The organism is Pseudooceanicola sp. (genome assembly GCF_041987405.1).
Taxonomy (GTDB): domain Bacteria; phylum Pseudomonadota; class Alphaproteobacteria; order Rhodobacterales; family Rhodobacteraceae; genus Pseudooceanicola.
In genome coordinates this window covers 210,461-227,518 of the sequence record NZ_JBHIWR010000005.1, presented here as the reverse complement: position 1 = coordinate 227,518, position 17,058 = coordinate 210,461, and the positions used below count along the sequence as shown (strand labels likewise).

Here is a 17,058-nt window from a genome sequence, read left to right as displayed (position 1 = left end):
TTACTCCGTCTCGCGATGCGGGCGAGTGTCGACAAGAGTGTCGGCCGTGCCTTGAGCGAGGTCAAATGCCTTTCGCATCACGGTCGGCAGATCGGACGGGCGGAACTCCGACTGCGGCAGCACATGGAGGGCGCTGTTGCCCGGCACCGCTGCCGGGTCGATGACCGCCACACGCAGCGCCAGCCGCAGGTGGAAATGGGTGAAGGTATGCCGTGCCTCAGCCCCCACGTCCTGCCAATCGGCGGGCAGGGGCGGGGTCTCCTCCGGTACCTCTTCGGCCCAGGCGGAGCCCGGCCACCCCAGCATCCCGCCCAAAAGCCCGCGGTCCGGCCGCCGTTCCAGCAGCCAGCCCCCCTCGGGCGTGCGACCCAGATAGGCGATCCCCCGGCGCACCGGCTTGGCCTTCTTCGGGGTCTTCTTTGGCAGCTCCGTCGCCGTGCCCGCCGCCCGCGCCACACAGGGATCGCGCCAGGGGCAGATGCCGCAGGCGGGGCTGCGCGGGGTGCAGATCGTCGCGCCCAGGTCCATGACCGCCTGGGCGTAATCCCCGGGCCGCACGGCGGGGGTCAGCGCCTCCGCCTCCGCCTTCAGCACCGGCTTGGCACCGGGCAGGGGGGTGTGGATGTCATGCAACCGCGCCATGACCCGCTCTACATTGCCGTCCATCACCACAGCGCTGCGGTCAAAGGCGATGGACGCAATCGCCGCCGCCGTATAGGGGCCGATGCCGGGCAGGGCGCGCAGCCCCTCCTCCGTATCGGGAAAGACGCCCCCCAACTCATGCGCCACGACCCGCGCGCATTTCAGCAGGTTGCGCGCCCGGGCGTAATAGCCGAGGCCCGCCCATTCCCCCATCACCCGCGCATCCGGCGCGGCGGCCAGATCGCCAACCGTCGGCCAGAGCGTTGTGAACCGGGTGAAATAGTCCTTCACCACCGCAACGGTGGTCTGTTGCAGCATCACCTCTGACAGCCAGATGCGGTAGGGATCGGGACGCACATTCGCCCCAGGCGGCACCCGCCAGGGCAGATCGCGCGCATGCCGGTCGTACCACGCCAGAAGATCGCCTGCCCTCGCCTCGCCCATATCGCCCCTGAATCGCTCTCGTCACGCTTTGTTTATGATCCAACGGGCCCTCTGGTCCCCGCCGAATATCCCACTAGGATAGGGCGCAACGCTGAAAGGCAAAAGATGACCCGTCGCAATACATCGACATATGGTTTCAAGAGCGCGTCCAAGCTGCTGGAAACCCGGATCCGCCAGGCCGGGGAAACCCGAGGCTTCGCGGTGACGCGCCTTCTGACGCATTGGGAGGAGATCGCCGGTGATCTCGCCACGATGGCGCGCCCGGTCGATGTCACCTATGGTCGCCAGGGTTTCGGCGCCACGCTGACCCTGCTGACCACCGGCCCCATGGCGCCGATGGTCGAGATGCAGAAGGAAACCCTGCGCGGGAAGGTCAACGCCGTCTACGGCTACAATGCCATCTCGCGCGTGCGCGTGACCCAGACCGCCGCCACCGGCTTTGCCGAGGGTCAGGTCGACTTCACGATGAAATCCGCCCCGCAACCCAAACAGCCCCCCGCGCCCGAAGTGCTGAGCCGCGCGCGCGATGTGGCCGATGGTGTGGGGGATGACAGCCTCCGATCGGCGCTTGAGGCGCTGGCCCGGAATGTTCTAAGCAAACACGACAAGTAGGAAGGACCATTCATGGACCGCAGAACTCTCATGACCGGCGCTGCCGCTGCCGCGATCGTGGCCGCAGGCGGGGCGTGGTACGTTTCGCAGAAGCCCGCGCAGACCAGTATCGCCAACATCACCCCCGCCTCTGCCGAGGGCGCCGATACCACCGGGATCGTCGAGATGACCCTGGGCAGCGACGACGCGCCGGTGACGATGATGGAATACGCCTCTTTCACCTGCCCGCATTGCGCCAGCTTTCACAAGGCCGTCTTCAAGGACCTGAAGAAGGACTACATCGACACCGGCAAGGTGAAGTTCATCTACCGCGACGTCTACTTCGATCAGTTCGGCCTCTGGGCCGCGATGATCGCGCGCTGCGAACCGACCCGGTTCTTCGGCATTTCCGACATGCTGTATGATCAGCAGAAGACCTGGATCGGCAACGGCGACCCGGCGGGTATCGCTGAACGCCTGCGCAAGATCGGCCGTGTCGCAGGCCTCGAAAACGACCAACTCGAAGCCTGCCTCTCCGACGAGGACAACGCCCGCGCCCTCGTCGCCTGGTTCCAGGAAAACGCGACCGAGGATGACGTGACCGGCACGCCGACGCTGTTCATCGACGGCGAGAAGCACTCGAACATGACCTATGACGATCTCAAGGTCATCCTGGACGCCAAGCTGGAGAGCTGATGACGACCCCACTGCAAGGCCTTCGGGTCGTTGAACTCGCCCGTATCCTGGCCGGCCCCTGGGCCGGTCAGACTCTGTCCGACCTCGGTGCCGAGGTCATCAAGGTCGAAAGCCCCGATGGCGACGACACCCGCAAATGGGGCCCGCCGTTCATCGACCGGGACGAGGATCACACCGCTGCCTACTACCACTCCTGCAACCGCGGCAAGACCTGCATCACCTGTGATTTCCGCACCGAAGAGGGGCAGGCGCAGGTCCGTGACCTGGTCAAGGACGCTGACATCCTGATCGAGAACTTCAAGGTCGGCGGTCTGAAGAAATACGGGCTGGACTACGAGAGCCTCGCCGCGATCAATCCGCGGCTGATCTACTGTTCCATCACCGGGTTCGGCCAGGACGGGCCCTATGCACATCGCGCGGGGTATGACTACATCATCCAGGGCATGTCCGGCCTGATGTCGCTGACCGGCGAGCCGGAGGGCGAACCGCTGCGCGCGGGTGTTGCGATCACCGACCTCTTCACCGGGGTCTATTCCACCACCGCCATCCTCGCCGCCCTGCACCAGCGCGGCGTGACCGGACGGGGCCAGCATATCGACATGGCCCTGCTGGACTGCGCCGTCTCTGTCACTGCCAACCAGGCGATGAACTACCTCTCTACCGGCACGCCCCCGGCGCGGACCGGCAACTACCACCCGAACCTCACGCCTTATCAGGTTTTCGAGGTGTCAGATGGCCATATCATCATTGCCACCGGCAATGATGCCCAGTACCGCCGCCTCTGCGACGTGCTGGGCCTGCCGGAGATGAAGGACGACCCCGCCTACCTCATCAATTCCGATCGCGTCGCCAACCGGCCGGAGATGATCCGCCGCCTGTCGGAGGCCTGCCTGCGCTTCACCAAGGCAGAGCTGCTGGCGCAATGCGAGGACAAGGGGATCCCCGCCGGGCCGATCAACGATATGGCCGAAGTGTTCGAGGACCCGCAGGTCATCGCCCGCAAGATGCGGATCGACCCAGATGGCGTGCCGGGCGTCCGCGCGCCCTTCCGCTTTTCGGACGCGGAACTGAAGCTGGACCGGGCCTCGCCGAAACTGCCGCGCTGAGCCTATTCGCCCAGTTTGGCGTGCACCTCGTCCAGGTCGATCTCGCCGATCGGCATCTTGTTGGCCGGGTCCTGTGCATCGTATTTGAACAGGTCGAAGTCGCGCTTGTACATTTCGTAGACCAGATGCATCGACAGGTCGTCGAAGTAATCCTCGACCGGATGGGCGCGCTTGGGGCCATGGCCCTCGCTTTCGTTGAACCGCGGGATGGCGGAGAGATCGACCCGGTGCGGCGTCTCGATGTGATCGAGCAAGTCCTGCATCCCCTCGTTGAACTCTTCCGTCCAGAAGATCTTGTCGTAGCGTCCGCCGTTGATGACGAAGGTCGAGATATGGCCAGACATGGCGGACCAATGAATGTCCGGCTCCATCGGGCGGCGCCAGCGGATGGTGTCACGTGCGAACAGCAAAAAGCGGCGGAAGCTCTTGATCTGGTCGAATTCTTCCTTGCCGTCGTCGCCGCCAACCTCGATCCCGTATTTCTGCACCAGCAGGGGCACCAGATTGCCGCGATAGCGGTTGCCGTTGCGCTGGATGCCGCAGATCTTGTCAAAGAAGGAACTCAGGATCCGCGTGTAGGGATTGCGCACGCAGGTGAACGCGTAACTCTTGTGCCGGGAGACATTTTCTTCGATCGGGCCCTGGCTGTGCTCCTGCGCCCATTTGTGCAGGCCCGTGGTCGCATCGTGGATGTCACCGTCGTAGAACGACCCGTGATCCGAATAGTACATGATCTGTCCGATGGTCGAGCAGGCGCACTTGGGCACCACGCGGTACACCACGCTCTCGCTCTCTGTCATCCAGACACCGGGAAACCCCATCTGCTCTGCCTCCGATACTCGGGCCAGTTGTGTGCGCCCGATCATTAACTTGCATACAGAGCAAATATTTGCCCCCTTATCAATTGGCGAAGACCCGAACAGGTGTCGACAAATCGCTCCAAATACTGGTTATTGTTCCCGAAATGGCGACGATTGCGTATATACTTCTGTGTCACAAGGACCCCGATGCCGTCGTCGCGCAGGCCGAGCGGCTGACCGCCGCGGGGGACTATGTCTCGATCCATTTCGACGCCACCGCGGGACAGGCCGCCTATCAGCAGATCCGCAAAGGACTGGCCGACAATGCCAACGTGACCTTCGCGCGCCGCAGGCTGCGCTGTGGCTGGGGCGAATGGTCCCTGGTGGCCGCCACCCTGCAGGCGCTGAATGCGGCGCTGGAGGATTTTCCGCGCGCCACGCATTTCTACATGATGTCCGGCGATTGCGTCCCGATCAAATCGGCTCGCTATGCCCATGATTTTCTGGACGCCAGAGAGGTCGACTACATCGAGAGTTTCGATTTTTTCGACAGCAACTGGATCCGGACCGGCATCAAGGACGAGCGCCTGATCTACAGGCATTATTTCAACGAACGGTCGAACAAATGGCTGTTCTATCAAAGCATCGAATGGCAGCGGCGCCTGAACCTGGCCCGGTCCATCCCCGGCGATCTGCAGGTCCAGATCGGCAGCCAGTGGTGGTGTCTGCGCCGCCGCACGGTCGAGGCCGTGATGGAGTTCGCCGCCCGCCGCCGCGATGTCATGCGGTTCTTTTCGACCACCTGGATCCCGGACGAGACCTTTTTCCAGACCCTGGTCCGCCATCTGGTCCCGGGGGAGGAGATCGAGACCCGCACCCCGACCTTCCTGATGTTCACCGACTATGGCATGCCGGTGACCTTCTACAATGACCACTATGACCTTCTGCTCGGCCAGGATTTTCTCTTCGCCCGCAAGGTCAGCCCGGAGGCCCACGAGCTGAAGGAAAGGCTCGGCCAGCTCTACAACGACGACAGCATCACGTTCACGATCTCCGACGAGGGGCGCGCGCTCTACAAGTTTCTGGCCGGACGGGGCCGGATCGGCAACCGCTTCGCGCCACGGTTCTGGGAAAACGAGGCCACCCTGGGCCGCGACCGGGAATTGCTCATCATCATCTGCAAGAAATGGCATGTCGCCAAACGTCTGGTCAGCCGGATCCGGGATGTGACGAAGATACCTTCGGTGGATTACCTGTTTCATGAGGAGACCACAGTGCTGCCCGATCTGGGGGGGATCCAGACCTCTCTGTCGAAACGCACGCGTCATCGCCGGGCCCTGTTGCGGATGTTGTTCGACTACTTCCACAGCAACCGGATGATCGTCTGCATTGATCCGGCCAGCCTCGACCTGATCGAGGATTTTTGTGCCGACCGCTCCACCACCACCCTGCTGGACATCGAATGCGACTTCGACACCGAGTACCTGCGGGGGCATGCCCTGCGCACCGGGCTGGCCTCCGATCACACCAGTGCGGAGGCGATGGACCTGCTGATCCCGACGATCGGCAATGCCATGGCCATGGAAAGCGACCGGCTGCATGATGCCCGCTTTGCCAATTTCCACCGCATCCGCCAGTCTGCCACAGTCGAACAGAACACCCGTGCGCTGACAGACTTCCTTGCCGTTCCTGCCGAGTTGGCACATGAACTGGCGGAAGACCCCGAACTTTTTTCCGACTGAGGTTCCCGATGGCCTATAGCTATGACGACCAGAATATCTTCGCCAAGATCCTGCGCGGCGAGATCCCCAACAAGACGGTGATGGAGAGCGACCACACCCTCGCCTTCGAAGACATCCGACCGCAGGCGCCGGTGCACGTACTGGTCATCCCCAAGGGGCCCTATGTCACCTACGACCATTTCGCGGGCGAGGCGTCGGAGGCCGAGATCGCGGATTTCCACCGTACCGTGGCTGCGGTCTGTCGCAAGATGGGCGTGACGGCGGATGATGGCCCGGGCTGCAGGTTCATCTCCAACGCTGGTGAGGATGGCGTTCAGGAGGTGCCGCATTTCCACCTGCATATACTTGGCGGGCGGCGTTTGGGCCGGATGCTGCAGAAGGCCGAATAACTTGGGGCAGGGGGCTGTCTGCCCCCTCTTGGCCCGTGCCGGGCCAATTCACCCCCGAAGATATTTCCAGCAAAAAGAAGGGCGCGCCGTTCAGCCCCGTGGCGGCAGCCTGTCAAAGGGCGTCACACCGTCGGCCACGTGATGAAAGGGCTGCACGTCGCACATGTAGATCGCCGTCTCCGGTCCGGGATAGGCGGTCGGATCGTCCAGCGTGCCGACCTTGATCACCACATGGGCCGGGCGCGGATAGGTGTTCAGATGCGTGCCGCAGGTCGGGCAGAAATGCCGGGTTACGGGGCTCTCCAGATCAGACCGGGTGAAAGCCTTGGGCGACCCCTTCGTGATCCGGTAATCCTCCGCCCGGCACATCATGAAGTAATTCGGCCCGCCGCCGGTGATGTACTGACACTCCCGACAGTGGCACTGGGCATGGAAAAACGTCCCGCCCGTCGCCTCATAGGCGCACTCCCCGCAGTAACAGCGCCCGGTGATCATCCGAAAACCGCCCCGAGGCTTTCGTCCACCACATTGGCGATCTCGTCGATCTGCCCCTCGGTCGCGATCAGCGCGGGCGAGAAAGTGAGCGTATTGTTGTAACCGGGGATGGAGCGGTTGGTGACGCCGATGATGACCTGCCGCTTGGCACATTCCGCGACGATCTGCGCGCAGAGCTTTTCATCCGCCGGTTCCCGGGTCTGCCGGTCCGCGACCAGTTCGATCCCGGCGAATAGCCCCTTGCCGCGGACCTGACCCACCACCTTGTGCTTCTCCGCCAGCGCCTCGAAATTCGCCATCAGCCGGTCGCCCATGGCCATGGTGTTCTCCAGCAGCTTCTCGTCCTCGATGATCCGCATGTTCTCGATCGCCGCCGCCGGGCCGGCCGTGCAGCCCCCGAAGGTGGAAATATCGCGGAAGTAGTTCAGCGGATCCTCCGCATCATCCTTGAACATCTCGAACACCCGCTCGGAGGTCACGCAGCAGGCAATCGCGGCGTAGCCCGAGGCGACGCCCTTGGCCATGGTCACGAAGTCCGGCTCGATCCCGTAATGCTGATAGCCGAACCAGGTGCCGGTGCGGCCGACACCGCAGACCACCTCGTCGATATGCAGCAGCACGTCGTACTTGCGGCAGATCTCCTGCACGCGGGGCCAGTAGCCCTCGGGCGGGGTGATGACGCCGCCGCCCGCCGTAATCGGTTCGAGGCAGAGCGCGCCGACCGTCTCCGGCCCCTCGGCCAGGATCACCTGTTCGATCTGGTCCGCCGCCCATTCGCCGTAGTTTTCCACCGGCGCGCCCTGATCGCCCGCGCGATATTCCAGGCAATGCGGCACCCGCACGAAATCCGGCGCGAAGGGGCCGTACTGCGCGTTTCGCTGATCCTGACCACCTGCGGACAGCGTTCCGATCGTCGTGCCGTGATAATCGCGGTCGCGATAAAGGATCTTTGTCTTCTTCCCGCCGTAGCGCTTGTGCGCGATCTGGCGGACCATCTTGAAGGCCTTCTCATTCGCCTCCGAGCCGGAGTTGCAATAATAGACGCGGGTCAGCCCCGGCATCTTCTCGATCAGCTTCTCGGCAAAGATCGCCCCGGGGATCGTGCCTGCCGCACCGGCGAAATAGTTCAGCTTGATCAACTGGTCGCGCACCGCATTGGCGATGCTTTCGCGCCCGTAGCCCACATTCACCGTCCAGACCCCGCCCGACACGGCGTCGAGGTGCTTCACCCCGCGCTGGTCCCAGACATGGATGCCCTTGCCCTCGGTGATGATGCGCGGCTCGCCCGTCTCGAACGGCTTGTGCTGGATCAGGTGGTGCCAGACGTGGGCCTTGTCGGCCTCCACGATCTTGGAGATGTCGTTGTCGCGGAATTCGCCATCCATCGCTGCGCTCCTTGTGCCGGGGTCGTGGGGGAGCCTACGCGCGGTCCCGACGCTTGGCAATCGGGGTAGACGGGGATTTTGACCATCTGGTCCAGGTTGTCTGGCCTCTCGCAATCCCGCTTGCAGCCCCGCCGCGCTTCGCTACGCTGGCACCATGACCCCCGACGACAAAGCCTTTCTGACCGCGCTGTTCGATGCCGCCGTTGACGCCGCCGATCCGGCGGTGGCGCTGCAGGGTCACCTGCCTGATCCGCCCGCAGGCCGCACCGTCGTGATCGGCGCAGGCAAGGGTGCTGCGCAACTGGCCCGCGCCTTCGAGGAGGCCTGGGACGGCCCGGTCGAGGGGATCGTGGTGACCCGCTATGGCTACGCCGCCGAGTGCGGCGCCCTGAAGGTGCTGGAAGCGGCCCATCCTGTCCCCGACGAGGCCGGCGCCGCGGCGACCGAGGAGATCCTGACCCTTCTCGCCGGGCTGGCGGAGGATGACCTCGTCGTCGCCTTGATCACCGGCGGCGGCTCCGCCTTGCTGGCCGCCCCGCCAGACGGACTGACGCTGGCCGATGAACGGGCGCTGAACGAGGCGCTCTTGGCTTCCGGCGCGCCGATCGGCGCGATGAACGCGATCCGCAAACAGGTAAGCCGGGTCAAGGGCGGACGTCTTGCCGCGGCGACGCGGGCGCGGGTCGTGTCGCTGATCGTGTCGGATGTGCCCGGCGATGACCCCGCGGAGGTTGCCTCCGGCCCCACGGTGCCGGGCCCTGCGACCCGGGACACCGCGCTGGCCGCGATCCGGGCCTGGAACATCGACCTGCCACCGCGCATCCGCGCCCACCTCGACACCGCGCCCGAAGATGCGCCCTCCGTGGACGACCCTGCGCTCGCCGGAAACGAGGTGCATGTCATCGCCTCCGCCGCGCGGTCGCTGGATGCCGCGGCCACCCTGGCCCGGGCGCAGGGCATCCCGGCGCATATCCTGTCGGACGCGATGGAGGGCGAGGCCCGCGACATCGCCCGGGCCCATGCTGCCGTGGCCCGCGAGATCGCCCTGCGCGGCCGTCCCTTTGCGCGGCCCTGCCTGTTGCTCTCGGGCGGCGAAACCACGGTGACCCTGCGCCACAAGGGCCGCGGCGGGCGCAATACGGAATTCCTGCTCTCCTTTGCTCTGGCCATCGAGGGGATGGAGGGGATCGTCGCCCTCGCCGCTGATACCGACGGCATCGACGGCAGCGAGGATAACGCCGGCGCCTTTGCCGATGGCGCGACCTGTGCCGCCATGCGTGCCGCCGGTGTCGACCCGGCCGAGGCGCTGGCCCGCAACGACGCCTGGACGGCTTTTGACGCTTGCGGCCAGATTTTCGCCCCCGGTCCGACTGGGACGAACGTTAATGACTTCAGGGCGATACTGATCCGATAGGGATCACCGGCCGATGCAATCCGCTTGCTGCCACCCTCGGTTAAATATGCCGCGATCGACGCGACCAGACGGCGCAGCAACAGAAGTGCACATACGGATCCCGGGGTCTGCGCGGATCCGACCGGATCGAATCCTCCGCCTGCCGCACACTGGTTCTCTGCCGTTCTGGGCGGGCTGGTCCTGTTCTTTATGCGTAACAGATTTGCTTCCTCTTCCATCGTTGCCTTCTTCGTGCTGATCCGCCTGATCCCGGGTTGATGCCCCGATGCTACGGTTCAAATGAGAACAAAACGTGAATATAATCCCGATTCCATGTTCAGTGAACTCAGCGCCACGTCGAATTTCACCTTCCTCACCGGGGCCTCCCACCCCGAGGACTATATGCTGCGCGCCGAAGAGCTGGGGATGCAAGCCATTGCCATTGCGGATGAAAACTCCGTCGCCGGGATCGTCAGGGCGCATCAGAAGGCCCGCGATATCGCCCGGGCCATCCGCGAGCGCGAGGCCTGGGAGGCCACCCATGGCCCCATGGGACCGCTGAAGCCCGGCCATGTGCCGCCGCGCCCCAGGCCCCCGCGTCTGATTCCCGCCACCCGGCTGGTCCTGTCGGACGGGATGGAGATCACCGCCCTGCCGGAAACCCGGCTGGGATGGGCGCGGCTGTGCCGCCTGATTTCCCGCGGGCGCCTGCGGGCGGAGAAAGGATCCTGCCACCTCACTGTGGAGGATCTGATCGAAAACGGGATGGAGGCGCTGCGCCTCATCCTGCACCCGCCCCGCAGCCTGACCACCCGGTACGGCGCGCGGGCATGGCAGGAACAGGCGCAGCGGCTGATGCGCCGCTTCGCCACGCAGATGACCCTGGCCCTCGCCCCCGCCTATGACGGTCAGGACCGGGCCCGCTTTGACGCCCAGGCGGCGCTGGCCGACAGGCTGGGCCTGCCGACGGTGGCCAGCGCGCGGCCGATGATGCACCACGCGCGCCGCCGCAAGCTGGCCGACGTGATGACCGCCATCCGGACAGGCCGCACCGTTGACGACCTGGGCCGCGATGCCCTGGCCAATGGTGAACAGCGCCTCCGCTCCGAAGCCGAGCTGCGTCGGATCCTCGGTCCGCATGAGGGCGCGGTGGACCGGACCATCGCCCTGGCCGAAACCCTCACCTTTTCCCTAGACGAACTTCGTTACGAATATCCTAGCGAGATCGCGCAAGGCGAAACCCCCGCCGCCCGCCTCTCCCGCCTCGCCCGCGCGGGATTGAAGTGGCGCTATCCCCACGGCGCGCCGGAGAACGTCAAAAACATGCTGGATCATGAGCTTAGGCTCATCGCCAAACTGAATTACGAACCCTATTTCCTGACCGTTCACGACGTCGTCGCCTTTGCCAGATCGCGCAATATCCTGTGTCAGGGCAGGGGGTCGGCGGCCAATTCCGTGGTCTGTTACTGCCTGGGCGTCACCTCCGTTTCGCCCGAGGTCGGCACCATGGTCTTTGAGCGATTCGTCTCCGAGGCGCGAGACGAGCCGCCCGATATCGACGTCGATTTCGAACACGAGCGGCGCGAGGAGGTGATTCAGCACATCTACGAACGCTACGGCCGTCATCGCGCGGGCCTCTGCGCGACGGTGATCCACTACCGCGGCAAGCGCGCCATCCGAGAGGTCGGCGCGGCCATGGGGCTGACGCAGGACACGATTTCCGCTTTGTCCTCACAGCTTTGGGGCTTTTTCGCCGCTGGCGGGATGGCCGCGCAGCGGATGCGCGAGATCGGCCTCGACCCGAGCGATCCGCGCCTGAAACAGACCATGGCGCTGATTCACGAAATCGAAGGATTTCCGCGTCATCTTTCCCAGCACGTGGGCGGTTTCATCATGACCGAGGGCAGGCTTGATGAACTCGTCCCGATTGAGAACGCAACGATGGAGGACCGGACCGTCATCTGCTGGGATAAGGATGACATCGACACGCTTGGAATCCTCAAGGTCGACGTGCTCGCGCTTGGCATGCTGACCTGCATCCGCAAGGCCTTCGACCTGCTGGTGCGGCACGAGAATTTGGACCTCGACCTGGCGACCATCCCGCCGGAGGACAGCCGTGTCTACGACATGCTCTGCAAGGCCGACACGATCGGGGTCTTCCAGGTGGAAAGCCGTGCGCAGATGAACTTTCTGCCCCGGATGCGGCCGCGCTGTTTCTACGACCTCGTCATCGAGGTCGCGATCATCCGCCCCGGTCCCATCCAGGGCGACATGGTCCACCCCTATATCCGAAGGCGGAACGGGGAGGAGCAGGTGCAGTTCCCCTCCGACGAGTTGGGCAAGGTGCTGGGCAAGACCCTGGGCGTGCCGCTCTTTCAGGAGCAGGCGATGCAGATCGCGATCATCGGCGCGGGCTTCACCCCGGAGGAGGCCGACCGGCTGCGGCGGTCTTTGGCCACCTTCAAGAAGCACGGCAATGTGTCGGAATTCCGCACGCGCTTCATGAAGGGCATGGAGAAGAACGGCTATGATGCAGAGTTCGCCGACCGCTGCTTCAGCCAGATCGAGGGCTTCGGCTCCTACGGCTTTCCGGAAAGCCACGCCGCTTCCTTCGCGCTGCTGGTCTATGCTTCGTCCTGGATCAAGCGTCACCACCCGGGCATCTTCGCCTGCGCCCTGCTCAATTCTCAGCCCATGGGCTTCTACGCCCCGGCGCAGATCGTCCGCGACGCCCGGGAACACGGGGTGGAGGTGCGCCCCGTCGATATCAACGCCTCCCACTGGGACAACACGATGGAGCGGGAGGGCAGCCGCCTCGCCCTGCGCCTGGGCTTCCGCCAGATCAAGGGCGTGGGTGAGGAGGAGGCAGAGTGGATCACCGCCGCCCGCGGCAACGGCTATCATTCGGTGGCCGATGTCTGGCGCCGCGCCGGGGTTGCCCCCTCCCTGATCGAACGGCTGGCGGAGGCGGACAGTTTCGCGGGCATCGGCCTCGACCGCCGCACCGCGATCTGGGAGGCCAAGGCGCTCCGCCCCGGCGCGCCGCTGCCGCTCTTCGACGGCGACATGGACGGGGAGGGGATCATCGAACCCGCCGCCCTGTTGCCGCAGATGACCCCGGGGGAAGAGGTCGTGGAGGATTTCGTCGCCATGCGCCTGTCGCTCAAGGCCCATCCTGTGGCCTTTCTGCGCGAGGTGCTGACGCCGGGCTATGCCGCCTGGATCGCCGCGCAACAGAAGGAGGTGGCGGAGGACTAGAGGCCCTGACACCTCCCGAGGACCGCACCACCGGGAAATCGTCACACGCAGCCGGGCCAAAGCTTATAACACAGCCCGTAAACCGGGGCGCCCAAATCAATCGCAGCAAAAAGGCCTATGCCGCTCCCGCTGAATCGCGGCACCCGAGCTTGCGATCCAAAGCGGCCAGTCCCTCCTGAAAACACCCGGAGCCCGAAAACCCTTCTTCTGGTCGAAAAAACTTCGGAAGGTCCGGAGGGCAGCGCCCTCCGGCGCCACCGCGGATATCACCCCCGCAACTGGGTCAGCAGAACCACGGAGGGGTGTCCGTCCGGCTCCATCCCGATGCGTTTCTGATAGCCTCTGATAGCCTCGACCGTATTCGGCCCGATCTTGCCATCGACCCCCCCGGTGGCGAACCCGGCGCGGGTCAGCAGGCTCTGCAGCTCCTGCCGTTCCGCCCGTTTCAACGCCCGTTCCCCCGGCGGCCAGGCACCGCGCAGCCCCCCGGCGCCACCGATCCGGTCGCCCAGGTGCCCGACCCCGATCGCATATGCGTCGGAGTTGTTGTAGCGCTTGATCACGTCGAAATTCCGGAAGACCAGGAAGGCCGCGCCCTTGGCCCCCGCGGGCAACAGGATGCGGGCTTCACCATGATCCCTCAGCGTGCTGCCATCCGCCGGACGCACGCCAAGCCGCGCCCATTCCGATGGCAGTTTCATCGGGCCCGAGGCCAGCATGAAGTTGAACCCGGCGGGCAGAACCACCTCTTTCCCCCAGGGCATTCCAGTCTGCCAGCCCATCCGGTCGAGATAGGCGGCGGTCGAGGCCAGCGCATCCGTCGGATCCTCTGACCAGATGTCGCGCCGCCCGTCGCCGGTGAAATCCACCGCATAGTCGGCATAGGAGGTCGGCATAAACTGGGTATGCCCCATGGCGCCGGCCCAGCTTCCTGTCATGTTGTCCGGCGTAGTGTCGCCGTGCTGCAGGATTTTGAGCACCTCGATCAGCTGTGCCTCGAAAAACGTGGCCCGCCGCCCGTCGTACGCAAGTGTCGCAAGGGCCGAGGGCGTATGAGTCTTGCCGCGATAGCTGCCGTAATTCGTTTCCATCCCCCAGATCGCCGCGACGACATTGCGGTCGACACCATATTTCGCCTCGACCGCGCGCAGGGTGCGGTCATATTGTCCCGCCTTGCTGCGCCCGTTGGTAACCCGCGTGTCCGACACCGCGCTGGCCAGATATTCACCCGTGGATTTGGTGAATTCCGATTGCTTGCGGTCCAGTCGGATCACGTCGGGCAGGTAGCGCACCCGCGCCATGACGCTGTCAAAGACCGGGGCGGAAATCCCCTTGGCCAGGGCGCGCGGCTTGAAGGCGTCGATCCAGGATTGGAACCCGGCCGAATGGGCAACGGGCGCGGCTGTGCTGCTGCCGAGGGTGGCCGGGCGCAGCCGCGGGCGCAGGCTGCGTGCGGGCGCCGGGCTTTCCGCCGCGATGTTCAGCTGTGACATGGTTTCCGCCGCCAGAGCGGCCGCCGCCGCGCCGGTTTCCGGGCTGACATAGGCCACCGGGGTCGGGCGCAGGACCGGGCGCAGCGAACTGCTCACCGGTTCCGCGGCACCTGCGGAAAAGGATGTGACGACACCGAGCGACAGAGCTGTCGCGGTCAGAAGAATGCGCATGGGAACCGCCGGCCTGTATTCTTTGTCATTGTTTCCAATCCTACCCCTATTCTTGCCGAATCGGAAGCATAGCTTGCGATTTCCGCAAAGCTCCGCCGGTTCGGTCACGCCTGTCGACCCTGCGGAAAGGCCGTGGGCAGCCAGTCGCGGATCGTCTCCAGTATCGCCGACTTGCGGATCGGTTTGCCGATATATCCGTCCATACCCGCCAGTTTCGTCTCCTCCTCCGTGTCCTTCAGAACATGGGCGGTGACGGCGATGATCGGGGTGCGGGGCAGGCCGCGTTCTGCCTCCGCTGCACGGATCAGGCCGGTCGCCTCGGTCCCATCCATCCCCGGCATGGAGAGATCCATGAAGATCAGGTCGGGGTGCTCTGCCTCCCACTGGGCGACGGCCTCCGCCCCGTCTTCGGCGAAGACCAGTGTCAGGGCCTCGTCCGCCAGCATCTTGGACAGGACGAGCCGGTTGGTCGCGTTATCTTCCGCCGCGAGAACAAGAGGTTGGCTGCGATTTTTCGCTACGGCAGGGGGGGCGATCTGCGGCGGCCGGTCCGCGGTGAAACCGATCTCGCGCAGCGCGACAAAGAGGTCGCGGCGCGGCGTGGGCCGTTGCAGGACAGCGGCCACATGGCGGCGTGCCGGGTCGGAATCCGCAAACCCGCTGGAAGAGGAGAGCACGACGATCGGCACATCATAGTCGGCCTCGCGCACCGCCTCGGCCAGTTCCATCCCGTCCATCCCGGCCATGTTGTGATCGGTCAGGATCAGGTCAAAGCCTTCGCCGATCCGCTCCATCGCCTCGGCACCGGAAGTGCAGCAGACGGTCTCCGCCCCCAGGATGCCGATCTGTTTTTCCAGGATCGCGAGATTGGCCGCGTGATCGTCCACCAACAGGACACGGCCAAGCTGCCCCGGTGCCACGCCCGCATCGACGCCGGGCCCGTCCTCCGCCACCGGCAGCGTGATCTGGAACCCGAAGGAGGAGCCGACCCCCTCCTCGCTGTCGAACCAGATCTGCCCGCCCATGAGCCGGATCAGCCGTTGTGAGATCGCCAGCCCCAGGCCCGTCCCCTCGAACTGGCGTTTCTTGCTGTCCTCGACCTGGGCGAAATCCGAAAACACCCTGTCCCGTTTGCCCGCCGGAATGCCGATCCCAGTATCTTCGACCGTCAGATGCAGATGCACGCGCCCCTCTTCCGGCTCCGGCAGGCCGACGACCCGGACCAGCACATGCCCCTCCATCGTGAATTTCACCGCATTACCCAGAAGGTTGGTCAGCACCTGCCGGATCCGCCCGGGATCGCCGTGAAAATTGGTCGGCAGGAACAGGTCGTAATCCACGATCAGTTCGATCCCCTTGTCCCGCGCGGCGGGTTGCAACAGCAGGATGACCTCGTGAATACATCGTTCCAGATCAAAGGGTTCAGGATGCAGGACCAGTTTCTCTGCCTCGATCTTGGAGTAATCCAAAACGTCGTTGATGATTACCAGCAGCGCCTCGCCGGAGTTGCGGATCGTTTCGACATAAAGGCGCTGTTCATCGCTCAGCGGGGTGTCCGACAACAGTTCCGTCATGCCGACAACGCCGTTCATCGGCGTGCGGATCTCATGGCTCATATTGGCGAGGAAGGCGCTTTTCGCCCGGCTCGCCGCCTCCGCCTTCCGGCGCGCGGCCTTCAGGACCTTTTCGTAGCGCACCGTGTCGGTGATGTTGAGCGCCAGGCAGACGATATCGCCGTCATGGCCGCGTTGTTCGATCAGCTTGATCCAAACGCCGTTCCACAGGCGAAAGATGACCGGCTCCAGCCCGTGGGCCTCCCATCTCTCCATGATGTCTCGGCGCCAGTCCGCCGGGTCGGCCGTGCCGATGTCGACGATCCCCTCCTCCGTCGCCAATTGCAGCAACCGCACAAAGGAGACACCGGGCCTGACCTCCTCGATCCCGTCAAAAACGCCGATCCAGGCGTCATTGGCGGCGATCATGTTGCCGTCGGAATCGAAAAAGGCAAAGCCGTCCTCGATCGCCTGAATGGATTGCCACAGCCGCCGCTCCGCCACCTCGACCTTCTGGTTGGCAACCGACAGATCCAGCTTCACCCGCTGGTTTTCATCGCGCACCGTCTGCACCTGGGCGCGGGTTTCCACGATCTCCTCGGACAGGGCGCGCGCGTGGCGGTCCAGCTTGCGGTTAGCGGCGTGAAGCTCGGCCTGCTTCTGTTCCAAGAGCTGCTCTGCGGCGAGCCGCGCGCGGCGTTCCTCCGCAAGCTTGTTGGCGAGGCTCATCCTGTCTCTCCATCGACCCGCGCGGCCAGTCTCCGGCATCTTGGTGAAAAATCCGTTTAGGTTAGGGCCCTGGCGGAGCGAATCCTTGTCAGTTGCGGAAACCCCATGGCACCCTTTCCCAATGTCGCCCCAGACCGGGCAGGTCCGGTCCCATGGGGCAGAGGAGAGTTC

Annotated in this window: 13 protein-coding genes; 7 read left to right on the top strand and 6 right to left on the bottom strand. The window is 64.6% G+C overall.

What is annotated here, in order from left to right; translation table 11 throughout:
* On the bottom strand, positions 1-1,086 hold the full coding sequence (locus ACFC2Y_RS14415) for an A/G-specific adenine glycosylase (RefSeq protein ID WP_375175894.1): 1,086 nt from the start codon (positions 1,084-1,086) through the stop codon (positions 1-3).
* A gap of 105 nt (positions 1,087-1,191) precedes the next feature.
* Between ACFC2Y_RS14415 and ACFC2Y_RS14410 the strand changes: the two genes are divergently transcribed.
* The 3 genes from ACFC2Y_RS14410 to ACFC2Y_RS14400 are packed head-to-tail and all read left to right on the top strand — an operon-like array spanning position 1,192 to position 3,479.
* On the top strand, positions 1,192-1,698 hold the full coding sequence (locus tag ACFC2Y_RS14410; protein WP_375175895.1) for a DUF721 domain-containing protein: 507 nt from the start codon (positions 1,192-1,194) through the stop codon (positions 1,696-1,698).
* Between the two features lie 12 nt (positions 1,699-1,710).
* Positions 1,711-2,373, top strand: a complete 663-nt coding sequence (locus ACFC2Y_RS14405; protein WP_375175896.1) for a DsbA family protein — start codon at positions 1,711-1,713, stop codon at positions 2,371-2,373.
* Positions 2,373-3,479, top strand: coding sequence for a CaiB/BaiF CoA transferase family protein (locus ACFC2Y_RS14400; RefSeq protein WP_375175897.1), 1,107 nt, complete (start codon positions 2,373-2,375; stop codon positions 3,477-3,479). Before ACFC2Y_RS14405 ends, ACFC2Y_RS14400 begins: the two co-directional genes overlap by 1 nt.
* A gap of 2 nt (positions 3,480-3,481) precedes the next feature.
* On the opposite strand, the gene ACFC2Y_RS14395 is transcribed toward ACFC2Y_RS14400, so the two are convergent.
* Positions 3,482-4,300 (bottom strand): sulfotransferase family protein, encoded by an 819-nt coding sequence (locus ACFC2Y_RS14395; protein ID WP_375175966.1) that lies wholly within the window; start codon positions 4,298-4,300, stop codon positions 3,482-3,484.
* A 143-nt stretch (positions 4,301-4,443) separates the two neighbouring features.
* Here ACFC2Y_RS14395 and ACFC2Y_RS14390 point away from each other — a divergent pair, with 143 nt between their 5' ends.
* Both ACFC2Y_RS14390 and ACFC2Y_RS14385 read left to right on the top strand, forming a co-directional pair.
* A complete protein-coding gene (locus tag ACFC2Y_RS14390) occupies positions 4,444-6,021 on the top strand; it encodes a DUF5928 domain-containing protein (RefSeq protein ID WP_375175898.1) in 1,578 nt (525 codons plus the stop codon).
* 8 nt (positions 6,022-6,029) lie between these two features.
* Positions 6,030-6,410, top strand: coding sequence for a histidine triad nucleotide-binding protein (locus tag ACFC2Y_RS14385; RefSeq protein WP_375175899.1), 381 nt, complete (start codon positions 6,030-6,032; stop codon positions 6,408-6,410).
* 90 nt (positions 6,411-6,500) lie between these two features.
* Here ACFC2Y_RS14385 and ACFC2Y_RS14380 read toward each other — a convergent pair whose 3' ends face one another.
* Together ACFC2Y_RS14380 and ACFC2Y_RS14375 are read right to left on the bottom strand one after the other, a co-directional pair.
* On the bottom strand, positions 6,501-6,905 hold the full coding sequence (locus tag ACFC2Y_RS14380) for a GFA family protein (RefSeq protein WP_375175900.1): 405 nt from the start codon (positions 6,903-6,905) through the stop codon (positions 6,501-6,503).
* Positions 6,902-8,290, bottom strand: coding sequence for an aspartate aminotransferase family protein (locus ACFC2Y_RS14375; protein ID WP_375175901.1), 1,389 nt, complete (start codon positions 8,288-8,290; stop codon positions 6,902-6,904). The genes ACFC2Y_RS14380 and ACFC2Y_RS14375 overlap by 4 nt, the downstream gene beginning before the upstream one ends.
* A 154-nt stretch (positions 8,291-8,444) precedes the next feature.
* On the opposite strand from ACFC2Y_RS14375, the gene ACFC2Y_RS14370 reads away from it, so the two are divergent.
* Complete coding sequence (locus ACFC2Y_RS14370) at positions 8,445-9,704, top strand: glycerate kinase (protein WP_375175902.1); 1,260 nt, start codon at positions 8,445-8,447, stop codon at positions 9,702-9,704.
* A 312-nt stretch (positions 9,705-10,016) separates the two neighbouring features.
* Complete coding sequence (locus ACFC2Y_RS14365) at positions 10,017-12,941, top strand: error-prone DNA polymerase (protein ID WP_375175903.1); 2,925 nt, start codon at positions 10,017-10,019, stop codon at positions 12,939-12,941.
* Between the two features lie 266 nt (positions 12,942-13,207).
* Here ACFC2Y_RS14365 and ACFC2Y_RS14360 read toward each other — a convergent pair whose 3' ends face one another.
* Both ACFC2Y_RS14360 and ACFC2Y_RS14355 read right to left on the bottom strand, forming a co-directional pair.
* Complete coding sequence (locus ACFC2Y_RS14360; protein WP_375175904.1) at positions 13,208-14,605, bottom strand: lytic murein transglycosylase; 1,398 nt, start codon at positions 14,603-14,605, stop codon at positions 13,208-13,210.
* Between the two features lie 104 nt (positions 14,606-14,709).
* Positions 14,710-16,887: a response regulator gene (locus tag ACFC2Y_RS14355; protein ID WP_375175905.1), complete on the bottom strand. Its 2,178-nt coding sequence runs from the start codon at positions 16,885-16,887 to the stop codon at positions 14,710-14,712.
* Positions 16,888-17,058: the final 171 nt, after the last annotated feature.